Here is a 22,368-nt window from a genome sequence, read left to right on the forward strand (position 1 = left end):
GCTAGAAGGGCCCCAACGGAAAATACCCGTCTACTCGAGTCCGGGCTCGCGGACGACCACTTCGATCGAGGGACTGTGTTACTGTAGTTCGGACGAGGGCAGATTTCAGATTCGGTTCCGCCGTCGTCCACCGAGCGGTCGGAACGTCGGTTCAGTATCTCTCAATGAGATGTGAGAGATACGTGAATCAAGGGTCTCGGTGCTCGGCGCGGAATAATTCATACGGACACCCGTTCTGATCACTGACTTTGATGGATCGGTTGCTCTTCGGCCACATACAATTCGAAAGGTATTTCTTCATATATGATATTTTGGTACCGATGCGACGACGACACTATCTGGCGATTGGGGGAACGGGGACGCTCGGGGCAATCGCGGGCTGTACCGGCGCGCTCGAGGACGACGAGTGTACGCCCGGTTCCGATCCGGTTTCGGAGATCGAACTCGACTTCGCGGCGTACACCGAGGATGATCGATATACCGACGAGACGTATCACGTTCAGGGAACTGTTGTCGAGCAGAGTTCGACCCGCGTTGTCATCGACGACGGAACCAGTCTCGCGGCGGTCAGCGTGGCGAGCAGCGAATATGTGTTCGATACCGAGGAGTTCGACATCGGTGATTGCATCAGCGGGAGCGGGTCACTCCACGTCCCACGGTCGGGGCAACACGAGATTCCATACGTCGGCCTCGAGCCCGAGGAGATCGAATTCGGGAGTTCGGAGAAAGACGTGTCATCGCTCCCTGATCGGCCGGACCAAACCATCTCGTCGGACTACAACGGCCTCGATGAGGAGATCACGGTCACCGTCACCGGTGCGGCCGAGATTCCGTCGGACCAGTTGCTCATTCGATGGCGCGAGTACGAGTCGGAGACCCCATGGACCGAAGCCGATCGCGAGTGGTGGCATGAACTGACCGACGTCCCGCCTGGCGAGCCGATCCCCGACGGAAGTCAGTTCACTCGCGCGACCAGCAGTTTCGACTACAGTGCCTTCTGGCTCAGCGGCGACCGGGGCTGGAGCCGCGAACTCGACCAGCTCAGGACCAACGACATTCGGTGATTGCATGCCGTCGCGGGTCGCGGTCACGCGAACTGGTCACGAGTCACGACTCGATTCCCGCTCGTGTGAACGCTTGACTGAGTAAACGGGACGAAACCGTAGCGGCTCTTTCGGTCTCCGGTACTGAATAACCAATAGGGAGTGAGACAAGGAAGTCGATTGCCTTGGCACTCGAACGCGCTACTATTACCGGATATCGAAGTGTTGATCGGAGGCAGTAGTCTCTGGAAGTGACGTGCGCGATGCTCGTCGTCGGCGGGCTCGTCGAAAAACTGCGTCCGGAAGCGTTCCGACCGCGAGATTTCGTATTCGAGCCCCGACCCGTGATTGGATCGTAATCAGGGCTCCGAGCCGGTGTGACTCGGCTCGAATCCGATCGGCTCTGCGTTTTCGCTTGGCCTCGAATATCTCGAAGGCCGCCGTCGACTCTCCGCACGTGGTGATTTCGTGGGCCAGCGTGAGCGCATCTTCGATAGCCTGTGCCGCACCTTGCCCAGCAAACGGCAACATTCCGTGGGCCGCATCGCCGGCGACGACGACTGACCCGCGATGCCACTGTTCAAGTGGCGGGACGTCCGCCAAACCAGTACTGAGCACAGTCTCGGTATCAAGTGACTCGACGACAGAGGGAACCGGAGCGGGAAACTCCGAAAACAGTCCGATCAGCATTGCTTTCGTCGGCCGTGAGTCGGTTCGTCCCTCAGCGGTGGACTCCGGCGCTGTAGTGAACCAGTAGAACCGATCGGCGTCGGTTGGCGCACCGCCGGTGTAGGTCCCCTCGCCCCACACCTCGAGCCCCCGAGTTCGGTACTGCTCAGGTAGATCTACCGTAGCGATGGCTCGATAGACGATACTGTCCAGCGCTCGCGGTTCGACGTTCGGTGCGACGGCGTCCCGGACGACAGAGTTGATTCCGTCCGTGCCGATGAGGATGTCGGGCTCGATTTGCGTGCCGTCGGTAAATCGGACGGCCGGCGTTTCCGTGTCAGTCACCGCTTCGCACGTCATTCCGATTCTGACTTCGGCGTCCAGTTCGTCAAGGAGTATCCGCTGCAGTTCGGCGCGGTGTATCGCCATGAAGCCGTAGCCGAAGTCGGCCCGTTCGACTCGGTCCAGATCGAATCGCGTCAGCACTCGTCCGCTTGCGGACCGAATCAAATTGTCTTCGAGGGGAACTCCCGCCTCTCGGACGCGATCGACGATTCCGAGGCGGTCCAAAACGAGTAACGCGTTCGTCTGTAGCAGGATTCCGGCGCCGATGGGTCGGTACTCGGACGCAGCCTCATATACGGTCGGGGTCCAGCCCCGCCGTTCGAGCGCGAGTGCCGTGGTTAGTCCACAGATCCCGCCTCCGATGATAGCGACGTCACGTCTCTCTGGAGTCATCAGCGTTTTTGGCACGAACTGATGGTCATCTCGTCGCTGCGGGAGCGTTCGCGGCGTCTGATGGTTCGGTTCCGTTCCATATCTATCGATTAACACCGAGCCGTGAAATTTCAGCTGCCGATTATCTACGCTGCTTTAAACCGCGCCAGATATCTTCCCATACGTATGCGATATCTCACGGTTCTCATTCACCCGGCCGAGGGCGGTGCGTTCCATCCGCTCGGGGAGAAACTCACGAAAGAGTCAGGGATCGAGCGGGAAGCGATTCACCACGTCGAACACCTCGCCGACGACACGGTGCTGTTGTTCGCCGAGGGGAGCGGAGACCGGGACCGATACGAGGAGATAATGCGGGACTCGCCGTACGTCGTCGACTATCTCGTTTCCGGGGCGGACCGGTGGATGGCTGTAAATCAGTTCGAACCGACGGACGCAACTCGGCGCCTGCTGGAACGTCAACGCGAGTCGAACGTCGTCATCGAGACGCCAATCTACTTCACCGCCGATGGTTCGCTACGGATAACGTATCTGGGAAGCGACGCTGCCTTTCGGGAGTTGTTCCGCGACTCCGTCGAGGAGACGACTGTCACGTTCGATGTCGTCGAAACGGGCGACTACGAACCGGACGAAGCGACGCTCACGAGACTGTTGACGACGCGCCAGCAGGAAGTGCTCGAAGTAGCGGTCGAGATAGGGTACTACAGTGCGTCTCGGCAATCCACGCTCGACGATGTGGCAGACGTTGTCGGAATTGCGCCGACGACCGTGGGCGAGCACCTCCGAAAAGTGGAGGAGCGCGTGTTCGGTGCTCTCGTTCGTTGATTTTCACGTGTGTACGAACGTCGCTTGTGAAATCGCATTCCCGGTAATAGTTGGGCCTCAGCGCTCATACTGCGCGAAACTACGGTTGGTTGCTACGATTCTGGCGGATCGTCACAGGGCTGGCTGATCACCACATCTGTGGTGCATCGGCAATGAGTCGGTCTATCGAACATCTGACGCAAGGCTTGGCCGCCCTATGTAATAGGTGATGGTCAATCGACCCCAAGAGGAGAATGAGTGATCTGACTACCATGATAGATAGTATTCTCAGGAAGGTTATTTGTGATGTGCACGATCAACTGCTGATAATGGGTATCAACGTCACGAAATTTATCGCCAAAGATACCGTCAGAGACAAGATATCCAAGGGATATCTCGATAACCGACAACAAAATACCGGAATCTGAATCGGAGCGGGTGGCTGACCAGCCTTAAATGTGAACAAATGATTCGTCTAAGATAGTAGTTCTACTTCTTCTTCCAGCGGAATTCTCCCTGTTTGATGGTCATATGTATGGTCGGTGCGACCTACAGATTTTGATAAGTGAATTGTCATATACTACAATACGAACTCATTCCTCGACGTACCGTAACTAATTCGGGCAAAACGACAGTCTCTTTCTAAATCGCGTTCATGTGAGAGGGTCCTCCACCTCCTTTAACAATTGCCGCATTCGACGGTTGCTCAGAGCGTCCGAGAGCCACCCCGTGACCAGGAACGCCACGCCGACGAATACGAACAGCCAGCCGATCAGGTTCGTAATCAGACCCGTAAAAAGATGGAGTATCGCCGTTCCGAAGATTAACGACACGAATCCGGTTCTGATGTGGGCGAGAACCGTCCGAGAATAGGCAGGGACAGGGTCTTTCCGATCGGATCGCGGTTATCGGCGAATGAGGATACCGTCTCGAGCGCGGACCGGACTTCGAATCGCCGCAGCGATGCTGATCGACTCGATCAAAACCCTCCGCCCGACCGATCGGGACCGAACCGCGATCGCCGTCCTCCTCGCCGCCGGCGTGTACGTCTACTACGCCGACCTCGGCGGGTCGACGCTCCAGTCCTTCGACGAAGCGATCTACGCGTCGATCGCGCGACGGCTGAGCCGCGGCGGATCGTGGATCGTCCCTCGCATCGACTGGGCCGCCGACGGGGCCGTCGTCGCCGAGATGCTCTTCCTGCAGAAGCCCCCGGGCGCGTTCTGGCTGCAGGCGATCTCGATGCGCGTCTTCGGTGCCACCGCGTTCGGCGCTCGCTTTCCGTCGGCGACGTTCACGATCGCGACCGGCGTGCTGGCCTACGTTTTCGGTCGGGACCTCTTCGACCGCAGGGCGGGGTTCGTGGCCGGGCTGGTCTGGCTGACGACGCCGCAGGTGTTCGCGGGGATGAACGGCGGTCGGAACGGCGGAACCGACACCGCGCTCGTGTTCTTCGGCACCCTGTTCGTCTACCTCGTCTGGAAGGGCGTCGCCGACGATCGACGATACCTCGCGTACGCGGGGTTCCCGGCGGCGGGCGCACTCCTCGTCAAGGGACTGGCGGCTGGCACATACCCGCTGGCGCTCCTCGCGCTCGTCCCCTTCGATCTGCTCGGGCGTCGACGGCTCCTCTCGCGAGAGGCGGCGATCGGCGCGGCGGTAACGCTCGTACTGGCGTTGCCGTGGCCGATCCTCGCCTGGCTCCGTCACGGTGACCTGTTCCTCGAGGAACTCGTTTTCAAGCACGTGATCGCTCGGGCGAGCGGCTCGTTCCCACCGTACCACGAGACGACGTTCGGATTCATGTCCTATCCGTACTTCCGGCACCTTCCCTCGTACTTCGATCCGTGGCTGTACTTCCTGCTCCCGGCGGTCGGCGTCGTCGCCGTCGTCGCGGTTCGCGTTCGGGTTACGGAGGGGCGCTCGCAACCGCTGCGCGATACGACATTCCTGCTGTGGTGGTCCGCGAGCGTCTTCACCTTCTTTTCGGTCACCGGGAACCAGGCCTGGTACATCCTGCCGCTGTACGTTCCGGCGGGGCTGCTGGTCGGTCGCTTGGTCTCGCTGGTCGCGTCGCCCCGATCGATCGACCACTCCCTCGCGGTCGGCGGCGTCGTCACGGGCTGCGTCCTCGCGTTGGTCTTTACGTTTCGACTCGACGTGACCTCGCTCGTCCAGTACCGACTGCAGGACCACATTCCCGGCGGCGTCGCGTTCGCGCTCGTCCTCGTCGTCGCTGCGATCGCGGTTATCGCCGAGCGGCCGCTCGACTCGACGCTGCGGCGGCGATGGCGCGACGTCGACGTCTCGCGGCTCCGGACCGTCGCGTTCGTAGCCCTCGCGATCCTTCTAGTGTCTACAACCGCCGAACCGGTCGAAATGGGCGGCTCGGCGTTGGACGAGCAACAGGAGGCCGCGGGGACGCTGATTGACCACCAGACGCCCCCGGACGCGACGGTCTTCGTCGTCCCCGAATCCACGCAGGCTGGCGGGTTTCACTCGCTGGTGTTCTACTCCGATCGGTCGATCGAGCCGGTCGAGGAGACGCGGGCCGAATCGAACGATCGAATCAGGTACCTGTTCGTCCACCAGGAAGCGGCAGCCGACCTTAATCGGGAGCGCCGCGTCGTCGCCACGCTCCACGACGAGGACGAGACGTACTACGTACTCGAGTTGGGGCCGCCCGACGGCGGATAGGGCCACGGTCGTGCACTGGACGCCGGCGATCAGTCCGTCCGACTCCGACCGGCGATCGAATTTATCACACTGGTTTTGGATGCTCTGCTATACAGTTGTTCAATACCGATAGCACCTCTTCGGTAAGAGATGCAGGCCTCGGCACTCACGGCTCATCTTCTATCCATAATTCGGAACGAGATACTGACTTGTCGGCCTTCATTTGCATCTATATACTGCGCTAAACACCCGTGTCGGTTACGAAGAGACTTATCTCGTTCTATAAGATGTTTGTCTGCTCCAGAAAGTGCTATAGTAACCAAAAGAATACTCTTTCATCATTTCCTGGAAATGGAGTTTTCGTGGGAAACATTTTGAACTCGAACCCTGAAGAGCTGTGCCTACTAGATAAGATATGGGAATTGAAGAAAAGGTGATTAGTGCTATTGGCAAGGATTGTAGACTACCAGCAGATAGGTTTAATGGAGGTTCTATAGCGACAAGAATAATAAATAAACCCCATATTATTAATTCTATATAATATAAAATACTTATTTAGAAATATTTATTATGGACATTATAGTTAAATTCTCATCCAATACTATTGTAATCTTCGGTTCAGTTTATTCTCAAGGAAGATCTACACGGACATAGGCCTCTGATCTACCCGTGACTGGTCAAGATGCATCTTCCTAAAGTAGAACCTGATGAGCTCTTACTGTGTCTTGTTATTCATTACAGGCACTGATTCAGTATTGATGCTCGAAACTAAGCTCACTATATTCGTAAGAGTATGATTTGATACCTGCTTCATCACATCGTGAACTGAGGTTAGCTGGCAGCACATATGTCTGCTCACCCAATTCTTTCTCGAGATGTTTGCAAAATGCGATGGTGATATCCCGGTCGCCGTCACCATCTTCTGCAGCCTCGAGAACCACTGCTAGATCCGGATCGTCGTAATCTGGTTTGATGACGTAGTCGCCCGGAGTGAAGGGGTTCTCTGCGTGCTCAAGATTAGTGTGCTTGTAGGTATAGAGCTTGATATCTTGATCATCACAGTAGGATGCAAGCTTCGCGGGATGAATTTCGCGCCAGTTGCCAGGCCCGTCATCGAGCATATTTGGAAACGCGACGCTGACGGCTTCGCCGTCCATCGTCTGCCCGTAGAGATTGACATCGTGTTCCGGTGGGAGTACCTCTACGACCACCGCAACTGATGCATCGGTATCTTCTGCTTTGACCACTCGGTCACCGGGTTTGAACGGGTTCTCCGGCTTCTGATTCATGTGAGCCGTGTTCGGCCCCAGATCCTGTAACTCGTTCATCGGCCGAGCAGCGAGGTGAGCGAGTTTCTCCGGTTCCTCACCGGAGTATGCGTCTTGGGTTTTGACTTTCGACTTGAGCGTTTCAGTTCGCTCCCAGCCGAGGAGGATAAGCGCGTCTTCGTTGTCGCGGTGCCAGACCATCACGATGATATCGTCGTCCGGATCGTTCTCGAGGATATTTGCCGGACGAAACGCAGAGACGTCCCTCGAGGTTTTCACGTCGATCTCGTAGCCGAAGACATCGAAGTCGTGACCGGAGAAACTTTCCGGGTTGCAGCGCCGAATTGCCGCTTCATTCTCCCACCCCCACATCTCGACAGGGAGGTACTCTCGACAGAACTGCTCGAACGCAAGTTCACCGAGGTTTCCGATCCGTTTGACGTCCAAATCATCTGCACCCTGAATGACTGCTTGGTGATGGGCACGCTCTCTATCGATTTTGTCGGGGGTATAGAGATACATTACGTATGGATTAGTTGTTTGTATAATGTATCTTTCTTATCAGAGACCACTCCTGATACCGATAGAGCAAGAAGCGATACTCGAGTCTCCTAATGCGAATCTCTCGATGACATCACATTTTCGCCACCGTAGAACTACATACAGCCAGTATTGAGGCTGTAACGGAACGGGAGATGCTTGTAAACCGATGGCCTCGGCACTCATAGGGCTCGTCACCGCCGGATGCCGAGTCCGGCTCGGAGCGGGAGCATCGTCATCGGCCACGTGATCCTACCGCCGTCGCTCCAAAGACGGTTTGGGTTCATCGGCGAAAACGGATACCGCTCGGTGACTTATGACCCGCGTCCGGCGTCCTCGGTCGCGAAAGCCGCGTTCCACTCGTCGATCAGGTTCTCGAGTCGGCCCGTATTCCCATGCGAGAACATCCGCTGGGCGCGATCGGTGGCCGTCAGCGGATCCGCGACGTCGCTCGAGGGGGCCGTTCGAGTGCGGGTAGTGGTTCGTGTCGGTTCGGCGTCGGTCGTGGACTGCAGGCGTTGGGTGCTCATGTCGGTCGGGATGTGGATATCGTCGAAAATCGGTACTCGTCGTTCGGCAACGAACTCACGCTACTACGTGTACGACCGACATCTGTACTCACCCCTATCCGCCCCTAGGTTATAAAAGTTCATGATAGATGTCGCCTCTTCGGCCTGGTGTATGAAACCAAATACCACGGATGTAATTCGCACGGAACAGCGATGCGACCATCGAAGCCGCGTCCGTCGTACCGGATTTCGGTGACTCGAGGGACCTGTTCCACTCGAGATGCCGGTTCTCCAATGATCTCTCGATCTCTGTTGCAGCCGGCTGACACCCCTCGAGAGCTGCCGCGACTCCGATACCTTGAGAACCCGCGGCCGAGTCCTCACGCGTAACACGATGGCGAGCGATGATCAGGACGGCGACGACGGGCCGGACGTGAGTTTCGTGGTGCCGGCGCGAAACGAGGCCGAGTACCTCCGTGGGACGCTGGCCAGTCTCGCGGGACTGGACACGGACTACGCATACGAGGTGATCGTCGTCGATGGCAACTCGAGTGACGGGACGCCGGCGATCGCCCGCGAGTACGGTGCGACCGTCGTTTGCGAGGGCGGCTCGAGCATCGCCGCCGCCCGAAATCTCGGGGCCGACCGCGCGACCGGCGAGTGGCTCGCGTTCATTGACGCGGACACGCGGGTTCGGGCGAACTACCTGACCGACCTGCTCGGTTTCGTTGAAGCCGAGAAGCTCGCGGCTGCGAGTTCGTACTGCCGGATCACCGGGCCACGACGAGCGAAAGCGATGGAGCTAACGATCAATCACGTCTTTTCACGGCTCGAGCGGCCGATCCTGCCAGGGTTCAACTGTCTCGTCCACCGGCAGGCCTTCGACGAGATCGGCGGTTTTCCCGACGTGGCGAACGAGGACACGGCCTTCAGCCGATCGCTCGCCGGCCGGTTTCCGACGGCCTACTACCCGACGGTTCTAGTCGAGAGTTCGGGCCGGCGGATCGCCGACGTGGGATTGACGGGGACGCTGTGGCACTATCTTCGGCTGGACGTCGAACGGCTCCGCACGGACTACTGAACCGCCGTGTGGGATTTTGCCGCGTTCGGAATCGTGGATTACCAATCAGGACTGGCGACGCGTCGGTCGTCCATCCGAGGGAAAGGGGCCGGTGCTGCCGCTACTCGAGACGACGGTGAGAGAAGGTGGCCGGTGTCCGCGTTATGAGACGAACGTCAGCAACTGGACCAGCACGCCCAGCATGACGCCGACCGCGATGACCGTCTTGGGATCGATACGAATGGCGTTCGAGTCCTCGGAGTCGAAGTACCGGACCAGCCCGGCACTGGACATCAGGCCACCGGTGTTCTGTCCTTTATCCATACCTGTTTCTATGGGCCCCTCAAACTAAACCTTTCGACCGGGCTGCGTCCCCGATCACGGCAATGTGATGGCAGTGGGAAACCCTTATGCGCGGCGCGCGGCAACTAGCGTTGACCGCATGACTGTCACACTTAAGGACTTCTACGCGGACTGGTGTGGCCCCTGCAAGACCCAGGATCCGATCCTCGAGGAGCTCGAGGACGACTGGGAGGGCCGATTCGAAGTCGAGAAAGTAAACGTCGACGAACAACAGGACGTCGCCAACGAGTACCAGGTTCGATCGCTGCCGACGCTCATCATCGAGAACGATGACGGCATCGTCGAACGGTTCGTCGGCGTCACCCAGCGCGACGACATCGAGAACGCCCTCGAGTCGGCCGGCGCGTAGGGACGACCACCAGCTTTTCGCGGCTTTCAACTGACCGGCAGCGCCCCGGCTATCTCCCTCGAGTCACAGCGATTGTCGGAAACCGAGCCCACACTGAGTCGCAGTCGGCTTGATTTAGGTCCACTTCACGCCGACGTCGTGCATGTCTGCGTTGTACTTCGCGATGTTGATGACCAGCGGCGTGACGCTCTCGACTTCGGCCGCGTTGGCCAGCGGCCCGGCCTCAAGTGCGCGCAGTCCGTCAATTTCGTTGGCGACCGTCAGGACGGTGTCTTTGGCATCGTCGTCGTCGGCGACGACGAGCGTGTCGAGATCGAGATCGTTCTCGAGATTCGACAGCGCGTCGGCTGCGAGGTTGTGGAAGGCACCGACGACCGGCACCTCGTCGGGGGCCCGCTGCGCGACGAGCTGGGTGACGCTGCCGGCCTCGGGCGGGTGGTAGTGGAGGCCGTCCTCGTCGCCCTGCATCCCGACGGCGGGGGTGACCAGAATCGAGTCCGAATCGAGGCTGTCGGAAACCGCTTCGACCGTGTCACCGACGTAGTACGGCGGGACGCTGCAAATAACGACATCCGCGCGATCGGCCGCCATCTCGTTACCGAAGCCCTTGATATCGACCTCGTCGGTGCGATCTGCGAGTTCCTCTTCATACTCCGCGACCGCGTCGCGGGCCTTCTCGGGATCCCTCGAGCCGATGAGGATCTCGTGGCCCGTATCGCGAGCAAACCGTAGCGCGAGTCCTTCGCCGATATCGCCGGTGCCGCCCAGTAGTGCAATTCGCATACGCACCTCTCGGGACGGCACTCGAATAAAAGGGCCGGAGATCGGCCGATATCGCCGGATTCTCGGACGACCGGCGGTCGGCGATCGGCGGTCCGCGGCCGGCGTGAACGCACTCACCCGGAAACGGCGGAATGAGGCCCAGCACCGCCGCGGCGATGGTGGATCCGACGACGATCGCGCTGATACCGAGGGAGACAGCGGTCGTCGACGAACTGGTAATCACTGCCTGTTCGCTCACGGCGATGAACAGCAGCGCGAAGCCGACTGGAGCGACCGTTCCGAGAATGTCTATGAAAACGTCTCAGACCGCCGATCGAACGATGGTGTATAGTTCCCCTGCTTGAGTCCGTCGACTGTATCGCCGCTGGACTTCCCTTCTGTTTCAGGGCCAGTCGGTACATGAACAGCTACGAAAAGTCGACAAATAACACGGAACATATAATAAATATATTCATATGCGGTAGAGTAAAAGCAATCATGAAGCGTGGATATTTAATCTCATTTTCAGTCTTACTCATTGAATTTATTTTAGTCCTTAACCCAATTTATTTTATTCTGGTGGGGGAGGGGATTCAGAAATAATATATTATGTCGATAATATCGAAAACGAAACTGCGGCCGAAGCGGCCATTCAATCCTCTGAAGAAGTATTACACTGTCCCGGTGAACGACCCTGTGCGCTGGAGTCCCGAATACTCGAGAACGGATCCGTTGAATACGACGGGATCATAGACGATTACAGGGACGATCCTCGCACCGACCGCCCACCGTGGTATCCGGTCGTCAGAATCGAGGGGGAAGTATATCTTCCAGAGTCCGAATCCCGCGGTAATAAAACAGTTCTGACGCTCTCGCAGATCAGTTATCTAGAGGCCGTCGAACGCACTGCTGTCGATTCGGCAGACCGGCCAGCAGAGGTCCGGAGGGCGGCCGAAACGGGGTCGGTCACCGTATACGGAGAGCGAATCGAAGACTTCGAACGGTACAGGATCATCGAACACGATGGGGAGTACTACTGGACGTATCGGTCTAAAAAAAGCGGTGGACACTGGACAGACAACGGTCGCCTCGCTGCAGTAAGAGCGGCGCTATTCGTTCTGGGGAGCGGATTACTGGCGTACGCCGGGTGGAGAGTCCGAAATACGACCGACTGATGATTGCTCGTGCGATCGGTTTGACGGAACACCGTCAAGGGGCTTCGTCCTCGTCCAGATTCATCGCTGCGCCCAGTCCGCCGTCGTAGGCGTCGCGCTCTCGCACCTCGCGGATCCGCTGCTCGAGCCGGGTCTCGAGCTCCGCCCGCCGCTCCTCGTCGACGTCGGGGTCGGTCGCCAGATCCCGGACGTCCTGCCGGGCGGTCCGCAGGACGGAGACGGCCTCGGCGGTCTCGAGGTCGGCGGCACGGTCCAGCGCGCGTTCAACGTCCGCGAGCGTGGTTTCGGTCATACCGGCGGTTGGCGGGGCACACGCATCAACGACGGGCCGGGAACTGCCACGTCGTCCCGTAGCGCAGTTTACATTACCCGCCCGCTCCTCGGTCCGGTATGGTCCGCCCTGCCGTCATCGCCCACCGCGGCTACGCCGGTGTCGCACCCGAAAACACCGTCACTGCGGCCACGCGCGCCGCCGAGCGCGATGAGACTGCGATGCTCGAGATCGACGTCCAGCCGGCTGCCTGCGGAACCCCGGTCGTCGTCCATGACGAGCGCCTCGAGGGGACCCGCGACGGCCGGCCGCTGACCGACGCGACCGGGCTCATCTGGGAAACATCACTCGAGGCGCTCCAAGAGACGCGAGTGCTCGGTACCGACGCGACGATTCCGACGCTCGACGAGTTGCTCGCGGCCGTCCCTGAGACGGTCGGCGTCAACGTCGAACTGAAGAATCCCGGAACCGCGGACCTGCGAGTCGGCGAATCGCTTCCAGCGGACGAGTGCGCCAACCGTCGCGAGATTTGGCAGCCGTTCGTCGAGCGCGTCGTCGCCGACTGTACGGACTTCGGCAGTGACCTGCTCTTTTCGTCGTTCTGCGAGGGAGCCATCGCGGCGCTGCGCGAGACCGCCGAGTATGCTGCCGCCCCGCTGCTCCAGGATGACCTCGAGGCCGGCCTCGAGATTGCGCGTCGCTACGACTGCGAGGCGATCCACCCGCCGCGGAGCGCGATTGTCGGGACCGACCTGTCCGGAGCGGCGTACACCGGAGGTTCGGCCGCCGAACCGAAGATCGACGTGCTCGAGACAGCCCATGACGAGGGCCGAGCGGTCAACGTCTGGACGGCGAGGAACTGGGTCCAGTTCGACGCGCTCGCGGCGGCTGGCGTCGATGGGATACTAGCCGACTACCCCGGGCTGGATGAGGGCTCAGACGTGTGATACTGACGACGGTCGGCGCGATGCCGTGGCGACACTTTGAGAGCTTGCGACTGCTTCCGAGCCCGCTCGACGAACCGTTTTCCTCCGTTTGACGGGTTTTGACGGCGTGAGGCCGCGCAACTCGATCGCAGCTTCACCTTCATACGGGAAGTACTGCCTGCAACTGCGCCGGATACCTTGATACGACAAATCGTGCAGAGGATGTGTTGACTATGTATCTCGTCGCGCGTTCGGGGAGCCGTTTCGATCGTCGATTTGCAGGCGAAACCGGCCCCGCCACGTTCCGAAATGGTGTCGACTCAAGGCACCGTTCAGGAGGTGGTGCTCGATGAGTGATTTTCCACCGCAGACGACCATCAAGCGGTGGTTGGTGACAACCAACCACAAGGACGTCGGACTTCTCTATCTGGCAACGGCGTTGTTCTTCCTCGTCGCCGGCGGTGTTCTCGCATTGCTGTTCCGCGCTCATCTGTGGGAGTTCGGCGGCACCGGCCTTCTTACGAACACCGAGTACAATCAGTCGGTCTCGATCCACGGGTTGTTGATGGTGTTCTGGTTCATCTCGCCCTTCGGCTTCGGCTTCGCGAACTACATCGTCCCGCTCCAGATCGGGGCGAAGGATCTCGCGTTCCCGCGACTGAACGCGCTGAGCTACTGGTTCTTCCTCTTTTCGGGGCTTCTCGTCTTGCTCTCGTTCTTCCAGGGGACGACGTGGGCCAACGGCTGGTACATGTACGCGCCGCTGAACGTGCCGATCTACAACCCCGGCTACACGCTGACGATGGGCGGAAACACGACCATCCTCGCGTTGACCCTGTTCGTCATGTCGGTCACCCTCGGTTCGGTGAACTTCCTGACGACGATCCACCGCTGTCGCGCCGAGGGGCTGGGTCTATGGAACATGCCGTTATTCACGTGGGCGACGCTGCTGACTGTCTGGATGATGCTGTTCGCGTTTGCGGCGCTGCTGGCTGCGCTGATTCTCATGCTCTCCGATCGCCTTCTGCTCACGCAGTACTTCTCCTCGACGGAACAGGGCTCGAGTCTGCTCTGGGGACACATCTTCTGGTTCTTCGGCCATCCGGAGGTGTATATCGTCTTCTTCCCGGCACTGGGAATTATATTCGAGACGTTCCAGACCTTCTGCGGTCGGCGGCTCGTCGGCCGGAAGTGGGTCATCATCGCAATGGTACTCGTCGCGGTCCAGTCCTTTTTGGTCTGGATGCACCACATGTTCCTGACAACGATCAACCTCCCGATCAAGACGCTCTTTATGGCGACGACGATCGGAATCTCACTGCCTTTCGATCTGATGGTCTTCTCGCTGATTTATACCATGGTCAAGGGTCGCGTGCGCTTTACGACGCCGTTCCTGTTCAATCTCGGCGCGCTCGTCCTGTTTATCATCGGCGGCATTACCGGTGTCTTCCTCGGTGCCGTCGTCCTTGACTACGAGTTCCGCGGAACCTACTGGGTCGTCGCACACTTCCACTACGTGATGGTTGCGGGGGTCACTGCGCTGATCGGCGGCCTCTACTATTGGTGGCCCAAGTTCACCGGAAAAATGTACGACGAACGGCTCGGAAAGCTCAGCTTCGCGGTCTACTTCCTCGGCTTCAACCTGCTGTACTTCCCGATGTTCCTCGCGTGGGAGACGCCCCGTCGCGTCTTCCACTACCCCGAGGGGACCGAATTCTACCACCAGCTGGCGACCGTCGGGGCCTTCGTCATCGCCACGTCAGTTCTGCTCGTCTTCATCACGCTCGCGAAAAGTTTCGTTTCGGGGCCTGATTCGCCCGGTAACCCGTGGGCATACTCACGGACCGCCGAGTGGGCGACGACGTCGCCCCCGCCACTCGAGAACTGGCCGAACCGCCCCAGTTATGCCAGCGGAAAACTCGAGTTCGTCGACGACACGACGGCGGCCGACGGCGGTGCGGTCGCCCACGAGCGGACCGGACAGGTCGACTCGCTCGAGGCGGACCACGAGGATCACGCGAGCATTTGGCCGTTCGGGATCGGGATCGGCATGTTCGTCATGTTCCTCGGACTATCTGGATTGACGCCCTACGTCGCCGACTTCGCCACCGCACGCGGGGCGGAACTCGCCGGCACATCCGCCGGGTCGGAGAATATCCTCTATCCCGTGCTCTCGCTCGTCGGCGTCGGCATCTTGGGAGTCGCACTCTTCGAGTACGGCCGCGAGGAGTTCAACGCGCCCAGAATGGCCATCGCCGAACGCTGGCCGTTCGAGGGGGTCGGCACGACGAAGACCGGCGTCTGGTTCTTCCTGGCCTCGGACGTCGTCGTCTTCGGTGCCGTCATTGGGGCGTACATCTTCATGCGGATCCATACCGGCTGGGGCGAGATCGAGACCGTGCCGCCATCGGCGACGATCGGTCTGATCAACACCTACGTCCTACTCACCTCGAGTTTCACGGTCATCCTCGCGCTCGTGATGGCCGAACGGGGAACAAGCGCGGCCTCCTGGGATCGATGGGAATCACGCTGTTGCTCGGGTTCACGTTCCTCGCGATCAAGGGCTACGAGTGGAGCCAGGAGTTCGCCCACGACATCTACTGGTTCACCGAACTCCAGTACTCGATGTACTTCGTGACGACCGGCCTGCACGCCCTCCACGTCATCCTCGGACTGCTCATCGCCGTGTTCATGATCTACCGTATCGTGTCCATCGACGCCTACCTCGAGGACGACCGCCCGGTGGAGTACTTCGGGCTCTACTGGCACTTCGTCGACATCGTCTGGGTGATCCTGTTCCCGCTGTTCTACCTGATGTAGCGGGCCCGGATCGCGGTTGTTCGATTTAATCGTCCGCTCTCGCTTGTCCGACTCGAGTCGGAAGCCGCCGCGGGACCGGTCAGAATCAGCCGGATACAAGGCGATCACCGCCGAACGAACAGCTATGAAACTCTCGAGCGTCGTCGATCGACTCGACGAGGAGATTGGAACCGCCGACTACGCCGACCTCGATGCTAGCGCGAACGGATTGCAGGTCGGGCCGGACGACGGCGAGATCGAGCGCGTCGCGTTCGCCGTCGACGGCGTCCGCGAGACATTCGATCGGGCGATCGAAGCTAACGCGGATCTGCTCGTCGTCCACCACGGTCTCTCGTGGGGCGGCTTCGACCGCGTGACCGGCCGGACCTACGACCGGATCGCCCCCCTGATCGAACACGACCTCGCGCTGTACGTCTCGCACCTCCCGCTGGACGGCCACCAAGAACTCGGTAACGCCGCCGGCGTCGCCGATCTGCTCGGACTCGAGGATCGCGTCCCCTTCGGTGAACTCGGCCCCGAATACATCGGCCAGCGCGGGACGGCGGCCGACCCCTACGCACCGGCCGACCTGCGCGAGCGCCTCGAGCGAAATCTCGAGACCGGAGGCCAGCCGGTCCAGCACCTCGCCTTTGGCCCCGACGAGATCGAGGACGTCGCGATCGTCACCGGCAGCGGCATCGACTGGCTCGATGAGGCCGTCGACACCGGCGCGGACGCGCTGGTGACTGGCGAAGGGAAAGGGAAGGCCTACCACGAGGCCCAAGAAGCAGGAATTCATGTCTTCCTCGCAGGTCACTACGCGACGGAAACCTTCGGCGTGCGATCGCTGCAAGACCTAGTCGAGGAGTGGGGCCTCGAGACGACGTCTCTCGAGGTTCCGACAGGACTGTAGCGCTGCCCCGTCGATCAGTGCTGGGCTGGGTCCCATACTGGGTCGTCACCCTTGCCGGTCGACCCCTCAATAGCCGGTGTTGGCCCGTGACAGGGTGTTCCTACCGCCAGTTTCAGTTCCGAAACGCCGACTCGACGGGTGTCTCGAGGGAACAGTCGGCCGATAACAATAGTCGTCCCGCGGCGACCGTCACGTCACTCTCGGAGTCGGCTCCGGGAGAGTTCACATGACAACGGATGATTCACAAACCCGACGGGACTACCTACGAACCGTCTCCACTACCGGTGCAGTCCTCGGTGGGAGCGTACTTGGCGTCTCGAGCGCCAGCGCCGACGGTCAGCCCGACGACCACGATCCGACGGGGATCGACCCTGCCAAGATTCGACTCGAAGCGACCTGCGTCGACGCAGATCACGACGCGGCGCTGTTCTGCGTCGAGAACGACACCGACGAGTGGGCCCACCTCGAGTGGCGGACCACGCCGGTCGAGGACGGTATCGAGTTTCTGGACTGTCAGACCGTCCGCGTCGTCGGAGATTTCACCGAAGTGATGGTCGACGCATCGTTCGACACCGACGCCGGTATCGGAAACACGACTTGGCAGTTCGGCCCCGTCGACGGCAGCGCTGTCGTTGACATTGCTGACATCGACGAGATCCCCGAGAATTCGATCGTCAACACCGTCGACGCGTTCCGAGAGGGGACCCCTGTCGTGCCACACGGTGGCGATATCTCGGTCGAGAACCGGGAGTACGAAGCGTGTCAGGAGGACCATTTCGGTGAGGTTGTCGACTCGCCTTCGAGCGACCCCGCGACCCAGACAACGGCGTCCGATGAGGACGCGACGAGCGGACCTGACAGTGATGACGGTCGCAATGCGCTGGCCGTCCCACCGAATGAGACACGGCGGTTCGTCGCCTCGGGCGACGACGGACTCGCGACCGTCGCCCTCTTCTCCGATGGCGAACGGATCGGGACCGCCTCGAGTACGGCCGCGGACGACTGTTCGATTCCGATACGGTGGTGGCGGTGGTATTCCGCTGGACGAGACTGTCTGACGTCCGATCGCATGTAACTCACCGTCGACGTGTAATGTTCTGATCGACTGCTCACGACTGCTGTCGACGGTATCGGCCGCGACCGGCGATCCGACGGCCGACCATCTCAAGGATTGAGACCGCGACGTTCAAACCGATGGCTCGCGGAGCCGAGGACATGAGCGACGAGCACGATCACGGCGGCGACGCCGACGGCGAGACGGACGGAGACGACCATCACGAGCCCGAGCGGGAGACCTTCTCGCACGATCCGGTCGGGCACGCCGAGGTCCGCGCGGGCATGACGGTCGGCGAACTCGCGGACGAGTACGGCAACGCCGGCGTCGGCGCGGCGGACCTCCACGAGGCCGTCGACGTGACCGAGTCGATGTTCGACGACGACGTGACCGTCTTCTTCGGCCTCGCGGGCGCGATGGTCCCGACGGGGATGCGAGCGATCGTCGCCGACCTGATCCGGGACGGCCACATCGACGTCCTCGTCACGACGGGCGCGAACCTCACGCACGACTCGATCGAAGCGATCGGCGGGAAACACCACCACGGCGAGGTCCACGCCGAGGGGAAGACCGAGCGCGAACACGACGAGACGCTGCGCGACGAGGGCGTCGACCGCATCTACAACGTCTACCTCCCACAGGAGTTCTTCGCGACGTTCGAGTCCCACCTGCGCGACGAGGTCTTTCCGGTCCTCGAGGAGGAGGGCGTCGTCTCGATCCAGCGACTCACCGAGGAACTCGGCCGCGCGAACGCCGAAATCAACGAGCGCGACGATATCGACGAGGACGCGGGCATCGCCGCCGCGGCGTACGAGAACGACGTGCCGATCTACTGTCCCGCGATTCAGGACTCCGTGCTCGGCCTGCAGGCGTGGATGTACTCCCAGACCTCCGACTTCTCTCTCGACGCGCTGGCGGACATGACGCACCTGACCGACATCGCATATCACGCCGAGGAAGCCGGCGCGTTCGTCGTCGGTGGCGGCGTCCCCAAGAACTTCACCCTCCAGACGATGCTCGTCGCGCCCGATGCCTACGACTACGCCGTCCAACTGACCATGGACCCCAAACAGACCGGCGGCCTCTCCGGCGCGACGCTGGACGAAGCCCGCTCGTGGGGCAAACTTGAGAAGGACGCTGACAATGTCTCCGTCTACGCCGACGCGACGATCACGCTCCCGCTGGTCGTCGCAGCGGCTCTCGAACGGCTCGAGGAGGAATAGATCGGGCGGACTCCGCTGAGAGCGGTCCGGACGCGATCGGTCGCTCACCGGCAGCGAACCGTTCCGGAGACCCGTTTCGATCGCCTCGCACGGACAGACGTACCGTCTCGGCTCGAGAAGCGACCGACCTCGCCCGATAGAGCATGTACGGTGGCGCGCGCTGAGCCGTGGTGAACGACGAGTGAACCACGGCTCGATGTCGTGCGAGGCATGAGCGAGCGCCGTATGGCGCGAGTGAATCGGTTGGGGAGGGTGTGGAAATCCCTCGTTGCCACGGTAGCAGAACGCGCTACGGTTCTAGTCGGTGGGATCGAACGTCGAATTTGGTACGGAAACGACGAAAAGCGTCCTGCTCGTTCTGGCGGCACGGAATTACCACGCCCTCCCCAGCCGATTCGTTCGCTCTCTTCGATCGCTCACTCATCCCTCGCGCAGTTTCGGCCCGCGTCTCACTGACCATTCGACACGGCCCAGCGCGCGCCACCGCACACCGATTGATCAATCAGAAGTGAGACAGCAATCGGCTGCACTGGCCGTTCTCCAGATACCTAGCTGCGACGATCTGACGGCGGTTCGAACTCGTAGGTCTTACCGTGCTCGAGGTACTCTACACGATCCTCGAGCCCCGCTTTTTGACCGCCGCTTTGAAGTTCGACAGCGGCGACCGGAACACCTCGTAGTCGTTGTAATGGATCGGGATCGACGTCTTGGCGTCGATCAGGTCGACGGCTTCGACACCTTGTGCGGCGTCCATCGTCAGGAGTACACCCAGAATTCGCGTCCCGCCGAGGTGGAGCAGCGCGAGGTCGATCTCGGGGTAGCGCTCCGGAATCTCCTCGAGCGCGTCGTAGACGATTGTATCGCCAGAGACGTAGAGCCGCACGAGCGGTGGTTCGGCCGGACCCGAATCATCGGATCGGAACTCGAGCATGCTCCCCATCACCGGCGGCAGTCCCTTCGAGACGACCGGCGGACCGTGGCGGCCGGGCATCGCCGTGATCGTCAGCCGAACATCGCCCTTCTGGAGGTCACACTCCTCCCAGGTCTCGAGCGGATAGGTCTCATGAAACCCCTTTTCGGCGAGTTCCTCGGCCGCGTGGTGGGTCGTGATGATCGGGAGCCTTTTATCGAGTTTCTCCTCGACGACGCGGTCGAAGTGGTCGCCGTGATAGTGGGACAAGAGGACGAAGTCGATCGACGGCAACTCCTCGATCTCGATGGCGGGATCGGTTCGCCGCCGGGAGGTGATCCCGTAGCCGAGGTGAACGTGATCGCCGCTGTGGAGGAAATTCGGATCCGTCAGGATCGTAAAGCCGGCGTACTCGATAATCACTGTCGCGGTCCCGACGAAGAAGATCGACCCGTGCTCAAGGTCGGCGTCGTCCGTCTCGGCCGTCGGGAACTCGAGGTCGGCGGCGCGGAACTGGCTCATGGCGTTCCCTCCACCGCGCGCCTGTTTCAACCCATTTCGGACCTGACGAGACTGCCACTGTGTCTGATACGAGCGCGGAGACACCGGGAACGGTCCGGCCGCATATGCACGGCGCAGCCTCAACCGGCTGGCCGTCCGACGGGATTGTCATGAGCGATCTACTCGAGTACGAGGTCGCCGTCGTCGGCGGCGGCCCCGCGGGGCTGACGACGGCGCTGTACACGACTCGGCTGGGCCACCGAACCGTGCTCTTCGAGAAGGAAGGCGGTCGCCACGCGATGGTGAGCCACGTCCACAACATGCCGGGCGTCTCCGAGAACGTCTCCGGACGGGAGTTGGCAGCCCACGCCGTCGCACAGCTCGAGCACTACGGTGGCGACTTCTACCCGGATGCCGTCGAGTCGGTGACGAAACTGGGCGGCGACGAGGCCGACGGCACCGCGGACGGCAATGTCGACCCTCGATTTCGACTCGAGGCGGCCCACGCCACAGTCGATGCCGACAGAGTCGTCTTCGCGACCGGCTTTCGCGATCGGAGCCCCGAGGTGCCGGAACTCGAGCGGTTCACCGGCCGCGGCCTGCACTACTGCCTGCACTGCGATGCGTACACGCTGGGCGATGGGTCGGTCTTCGTGCTTGGCCACACCGAAAGCGCTGCTCACGTCGCGATGACGATGTGTAATTTCACCGCCGACATCGACCTCCTCCTGAACGACCGCGAACCGGAGTGGGACGACGAGATTGATACACAACTGGCCGCCCACCCAATCGATCGGATCGAGACGGCCGTCGTCTCGGCGTACGACGAGGAAAGCATCGACACGGACGAACCCCCGTGGCTCGGCGGCCTCGCCTTCGCCGATGGGACCGAGCGGGACTATCTCGGCGGGTTCGCGATGTACGGCTCCGCGTACAACGCTGAGTTCGCCGCAGAACTCGGCTGCGACCTAAGCGACGACGGTGCAATCAACGTCGACGAGAACCGGGAGACCAGCGTCGACGGCGTCTATGCCGTCGGCGACGTCACCCACGGCCAGAACCAGACCACGATCGCCATCGGCGACGGTGCCTACGCCGGCCTCGCGGTCCACAAGGATCTGCGTACGTTCCCCAAGTCGCTCGACGAACTCGAGGCGAGCGACGGAACGGACGACAGCGATGCGGACAGCGACGGGACGGCTGGCAACGGTGCGAACGACGATGATGTGGACGGTGGCATCGGCGAGAGCGACCTCGAGCGAGCGGTCCCCGGAAGCCCGTCCGACCTCCGGGCGCAGATGCGACGGGTCCGCGAACTGGAGACGCATCCGGGGTTGCGCGAGCCGTCGCCGGACAGGGGACGCGAGTGAGGGGCTGTCCGGCGATCACTCGAGCGCATCGTCGTAGATCCGGTAGGTCGCCGAGCCGACATCGATCCGAACCAGCGCGTTTTCCGCGTAGGCCTCGGAATCGGCGTCGTACTTCTCGTTGATCCGGCGGCGGGCAGCAGTGGTCTCGGCCTCGTCATCGACGACGGTCGCGGTCCCGAGCAGCGTCACCATCCAGCGCGTGCGCCCGGCCTCGTCCTTTTGTATCGAGAGCGCGACCCGCGGGTTCCGCCTGATGTTCGCCAGTTTCTGCCCCGTCGTCACGATCTCGACCGTCTTATCCGCGTACCGGTACCAGACCGGCGCGACGTGGGGTCGTCCCTCGACGCAGGTTCCCAGATGGGCCATCAGCGGCTCGCTCTCGAGCAGTCGTTCCGCCATCGGTGGGACCGTCGTCACGGTCATATCGCCGACGGGGAGCGGCAAAAGC

At 61.0% G+C, this 22,368-nt stretch carries 19 protein-coding genes and 1 pseudogene; 12 read left to right on the top strand and 8 right to left on the bottom strand.

What is annotated here, in order from left to right; genetic code table 11:
• Positions 1 to 320 precede the first annotated feature (320 nt).
• Positions 321 to 1,064, top strand: a complete 744-nt coding sequence (locus K6I40_RS21960) for a hypothetical protein (RefSeq protein WP_222916607.1) — start codon at positions 321 to 323, stop codon at positions 1,062 to 1,064.
• A 186-nt stretch (positions 1,065 to 1,250) separates the two neighbouring features.
• Here K6I40_RS21960 and K6I40_RS21965 read toward each other — a convergent pair whose 3' ends face one another.
• Positions 1,251 to 2,450 carry an FAD-dependent oxidoreductase gene (locus K6I40_RS21965; RefSeq protein ID WP_222916609.1) on the bottom strand — a complete coding sequence of 400 codons (1,200 nt, stop codon included), beginning with the start codon at positions 2,448 to 2,450 and terminating at the stop codon, positions 1,251 to 1,253.
• Positions 2,451 to 2,615: 165 nt separating this feature from the next.
• Between K6I40_RS21965 and K6I40_RS21970 the strand changes: the two genes are divergently transcribed.
• Positions 2,616 to 3,272: a helix-turn-helix domain-containing protein gene (locus K6I40_RS21970; protein WP_222916611.1), complete on the top strand. Its 657-nt coding sequence runs from the start codon at positions 2,616 to 2,618 to the stop codon at positions 3,270 to 3,272.
• A gap of 894 nt (positions 3,273 to 4,166) precedes the next feature.
• Positions 4,167 to 5,948: a glycosyltransferase family 39 protein gene (locus tag K6I40_RS21980; protein ID WP_222916615.1), complete on the top strand. Its 1,782-nt coding sequence runs from the start codon at positions 4,167 to 4,169 to the stop codon at positions 5,946 to 5,948.
• Between the two features lie 728 nt (positions 5,949 to 6,676).
• Here K6I40_RS21980 and K6I40_RS21985 read toward each other — a convergent pair.
• Together K6I40_RS21985 and K6I40_RS21990 are read right to left on the bottom strand one after the other, a co-directional pair.
• On the bottom strand, positions 6,677 to 7,717 hold the full coding sequence (locus tag K6I40_RS21985) for a hypothetical protein (protein ID WP_222916617.1): 1,041 nt from the start codon (positions 7,715 to 7,717) through the stop codon (positions 6,677 to 6,679).
• Between the two features lie 332 nt (positions 7,718 to 8,049).
• Entirely contained in the window at positions 8,050 to 8,265 is a 216-nt protein-coding gene (locus K6I40_RS21990) for a hypothetical protein (protein WP_222916619.1), read from the bottom strand.
• Positions 8,266 to 8,638: 373 nt separating this feature from the next.
• Here K6I40_RS21990 and K6I40_RS21995 point away from each other — a divergent pair, with 373 nt between their 5' ends.
• Positions 8,639 to 9,325, top strand: coding sequence for a glycosyltransferase (locus K6I40_RS21995; protein ID WP_222916621.1), 687 nt, complete (start codon positions 8,639 to 8,641; stop codon positions 9,323 to 9,325).
• A 141-nt stretch (positions 9,326 to 9,466) separates the two neighbouring features.
• Here K6I40_RS21995 and K6I40_RS22000 read toward each other — a convergent pair whose 3' ends face one another.
• Positions 9,467 to 9,628, bottom strand: coding sequence for a preprotein translocase subunit Sec61beta (locus K6I40_RS22000; protein ID WP_222916623.1), 162 nt, complete (start codon positions 9,626 to 9,628; stop codon positions 9,467 to 9,469).
• Positions 9,629 to 9,746: 118 nt separating this feature from the next.
• On the opposite strand from K6I40_RS22000, the gene K6I40_RS22005 reads away from it, so the two are divergent.
• Positions 9,747 to 10,016 carry a thioredoxin domain-containing protein gene (locus K6I40_RS22005; protein ID WP_222916625.1) on the top strand — a complete coding sequence of 90 codons (270 nt, stop codon included), beginning with the start codon at positions 9,747 to 9,749 and terminating at the stop codon, positions 10,014 to 10,016.
• A 114-nt stretch (positions 10,017 to 10,130) separates the two neighbouring features.
• Here K6I40_RS22005 and npdG read toward each other — a convergent pair whose 3' ends face one another.
• The gene (gene npdG, locus K6I40_RS22010; protein ID WP_222916627.1) at positions 10,131 to 10,799 is read right to left on the bottom strand and encodes an NADPH-dependent F420 reductase; all 669 of its coding nucleotides are present in this window, start codon (positions 10,797 to 10,799) and stop codon (positions 10,131 to 10,133) included.
• Positions 10,800 to 10,902: 103 nt separating this feature from the next.
• On the opposite strand from npdG, the gene K6I40_RS22015 reads away from it, so the two are divergent.
• The gene (locus K6I40_RS22015; RefSeq protein ID WP_222916629.1) at positions 10,903 to 11,130 is read left to right on the top strand and encodes a hypothetical protein; all 228 of its coding nucleotides are present in this window, start codon (positions 10,903 to 10,905) and stop codon (positions 11,128 to 11,130) included.
• Positions 11,131 to 11,987: 857 nt separating this feature from the next.
• Here the strand turns inward: K6I40_RS22015 and K6I40_RS22020 are convergent.
• Positions 11,988 to 12,245 (bottom strand): hypothetical protein, encoded by a 258-nt coding sequence (locus tag K6I40_RS22020; protein ID WP_222916631.1) that lies wholly within the window; start codon positions 12,243 to 12,245, stop codon positions 11,988 to 11,990.
• Between the two features lie 98 nt (positions 12,246 to 12,343).
• Between K6I40_RS22020 and K6I40_RS22025 the strand changes: the two genes are divergently transcribed.
• From K6I40_RS22025 to K6I40_RS22045, 5 genes and pseudogenes are all read left to right on the top strand, one after another.
• Positions 12,344 to 13,171: a glycerophosphodiester phosphodiesterase gene (locus tag K6I40_RS22025; protein WP_222916633.1), complete on the top strand. Its 828-nt coding sequence runs from the start codon at positions 12,344 to 12,346 to the stop codon at positions 13,169 to 13,171.
• Between the two features lie 328 nt (positions 13,172 to 13,499).
• A pseudogene (locus tag K6I40_RS22030) lies at positions 13,500 to 15,970 on the top strand (cbb3-type cytochrome c oxidase subunit I).
• A 124-nt stretch (positions 15,971 to 16,094) separates the two neighbouring features.
• Positions 16,095 to 16,862 carry a Nif3-like dinuclear metal center hexameric protein gene (locus K6I40_RS22035; RefSeq protein ID WP_222916635.1) on the top strand — a complete coding sequence of 256 codons (768 nt, stop codon included), beginning with the start codon at positions 16,095 to 16,097 and terminating at the stop codon, positions 16,860 to 16,862.
• 226 nt (positions 16,863 to 17,088) lie between these two features.
• Positions 17,089 to 17,937 carry a hypothetical protein gene (locus K6I40_RS22040; protein WP_222916637.1) on the top strand — a complete coding sequence of 283 codons (849 nt, stop codon included), beginning with the start codon at positions 17,089 to 17,091 and terminating at the stop codon, positions 17,935 to 17,937.
• 140 nt (positions 17,938 to 18,077) lie between these two features.
• Positions 18,078 to 19,139 carry a deoxyhypusine synthase gene (locus K6I40_RS22045; RefSeq protein ID WP_222916639.1) on the top strand — a complete coding sequence of 354 codons (1,062 nt, stop codon included), beginning with the start codon at positions 18,078 to 18,080 and terminating at the stop codon, positions 19,137 to 19,139.
• 607 nt (positions 19,140 to 19,746) lie between these two features.
• Here K6I40_RS22045 and K6I40_RS22050 read toward each other — a convergent pair.
• Positions 19,747 to 20,571 carry an MBL fold metallo-hydrolase gene (locus K6I40_RS22050; protein WP_255681829.1) on the bottom strand — a complete coding sequence of 275 codons (825 nt, stop codon included), beginning with the start codon at positions 20,569 to 20,571 and terminating at the stop codon, positions 19,747 to 19,749.
• Between the two features lie 149 nt (positions 20,572 to 20,720).
• On the opposite strand from K6I40_RS22050, the gene K6I40_RS22055 reads away from it, so the two are divergent.
• Positions 20,721 to 21,920, top strand: a complete 1,200-nt coding sequence (locus K6I40_RS22055; protein WP_222920430.1) for an NAD(P)/FAD-dependent oxidoreductase — start codon at positions 20,721 to 20,723, stop codon at positions 21,918 to 21,920.
• A 15-nt stretch (positions 21,921 to 21,935) separates the two neighbouring features.
• Here K6I40_RS22055 and K6I40_RS22060 read toward each other — a convergent pair whose 3' ends face one another.
• A complete protein-coding gene (locus tag K6I40_RS22060) occupies positions 21,936 to 22,343 on the bottom strand; it encodes a pyridoxamine 5'-phosphate oxidase family protein (RefSeq protein WP_222916642.1) in 408 nt (135 codons plus the stop codon).
• Positions 22,344 to 22,368: the final 25 nt, after the last annotated feature.

It is taken from the genome of Natrinema sp. SYSU A 869 (assembly GCF_019879105.1).
Lineage (GTDB): Archaea > Halobacteriota > Halobacteria > Halobacteriales > Natrialbaceae > Natrinema.

Coding starts and splice junctions, on each gene's coding strand:
- K6I40_RS21980 (WP_222916615.1), top strand. CDS start 4,167: ATGAGGATACCGTCTCGAGCGCGGACCGGACTTCGAATCGCCGCAGCG.
- K6I40_RS22025 (WP_222916633.1), top strand. CDS start 12,344: ATGGTCCGCCCTGCCGTCATCGCCCACCGCGGCTACGCCGGTGTCGCA.
- K6I40_RS21960 (WP_222916607.1), top strand. CDS start 321: ATGCGACGACGACACTATCTGGCGATTGGGGGAACGGGGACGCTCGGG.
- K6I40_RS21985 (WP_222916617.1), bottom strand. CDS start 7,717: ATGTATCTCTATACCCCCGACAAAATCGATAGAGAGCGTGCCCATCAC.
- K6I40_RS21970 (WP_222916611.1), top strand. CDS start 2,616: ATGCGATATCTCACGGTTCTCATTCACCCGGCCGAGGGCGGTGCGTTC.
- npdG (WP_222916627.1), bottom strand. CDS start 10,799: ATGCGAATTGCACTACTGGGCGGCACCGGCGATATCGGCGAAGGACTC.
- K6I40_RS22035 (WP_222916635.1), top strand. CDS start 16,095: ATGAAACTCTCGAGCGTCGTCGATCGACTCGACGAGGAGATTGGAACC.
- K6I40_RS22055 (WP_222920430.1), top strand. CDS start 20,721: ATGAGCGATCTACTCGAGTACGAGGTCGCCGTCGTCGGCGGCGGCCCC.
- K6I40_RS22000 (WP_222916623.1), bottom strand. CDS start 9,628: ATGGATAAAGGACAGAACACCGGTGGCCTGATGTCCAGTGCCGGGCTG.
- K6I40_RS21965 (WP_222916609.1), bottom strand. CDS start 2,450: ATGACTCCAGAGAGACGTGACGTCGCTATCATCGGAGGCGGGATCTGT.
- K6I40_RS21995 (WP_222916621.1), top strand. CDS start 8,639: ATGGCGAGCGATGATCAGGACGGCGACGACGGGCCGGACGTGAGTTTC.
- K6I40_RS22040 (WP_222916637.1), top strand. CDS start 17,089: ATGACAACGGATGATTCACAAACCCGACGGGACTACCTACGAACCGTC.
- K6I40_RS22050 (WP_255681829.1), bottom strand. CDS start 20,571: ATGAGCCAGTTCCGCGCCGCCGACCTCGAGTTCCCGACGGCCGAGACG.
- K6I40_RS21990 (WP_222916619.1), bottom strand. CDS start 8,265: ATGAGCACCCAACGCCTGCAGTCCACGACCGACGCCGAACCGACACGA.
- K6I40_RS22060 (WP_222916642.1), bottom strand. CDS start 22,343: ATGACCGTGACGACGGTCCCACCGATGGCGGAACGACTGCTCGAGAGC.
- K6I40_RS22045 (WP_222916639.1), top strand. CDS start 18,078: ATGAGCGACGAGCACGATCACGGCGGCGACGCCGACGGCGAGACGGAC.
- K6I40_RS22005 (WP_222916625.1), top strand. CDS start 9,747: ATGACTGTCACACTTAAGGACTTCTACGCGGACTGGTGTGGCCCCTGC.
- K6I40_RS22020 (WP_222916631.1), bottom strand. CDS start 12,245: ATGACCGAAACCACGCTCGCGGACGTTGAACGCGCGCTGGACCGTGCC.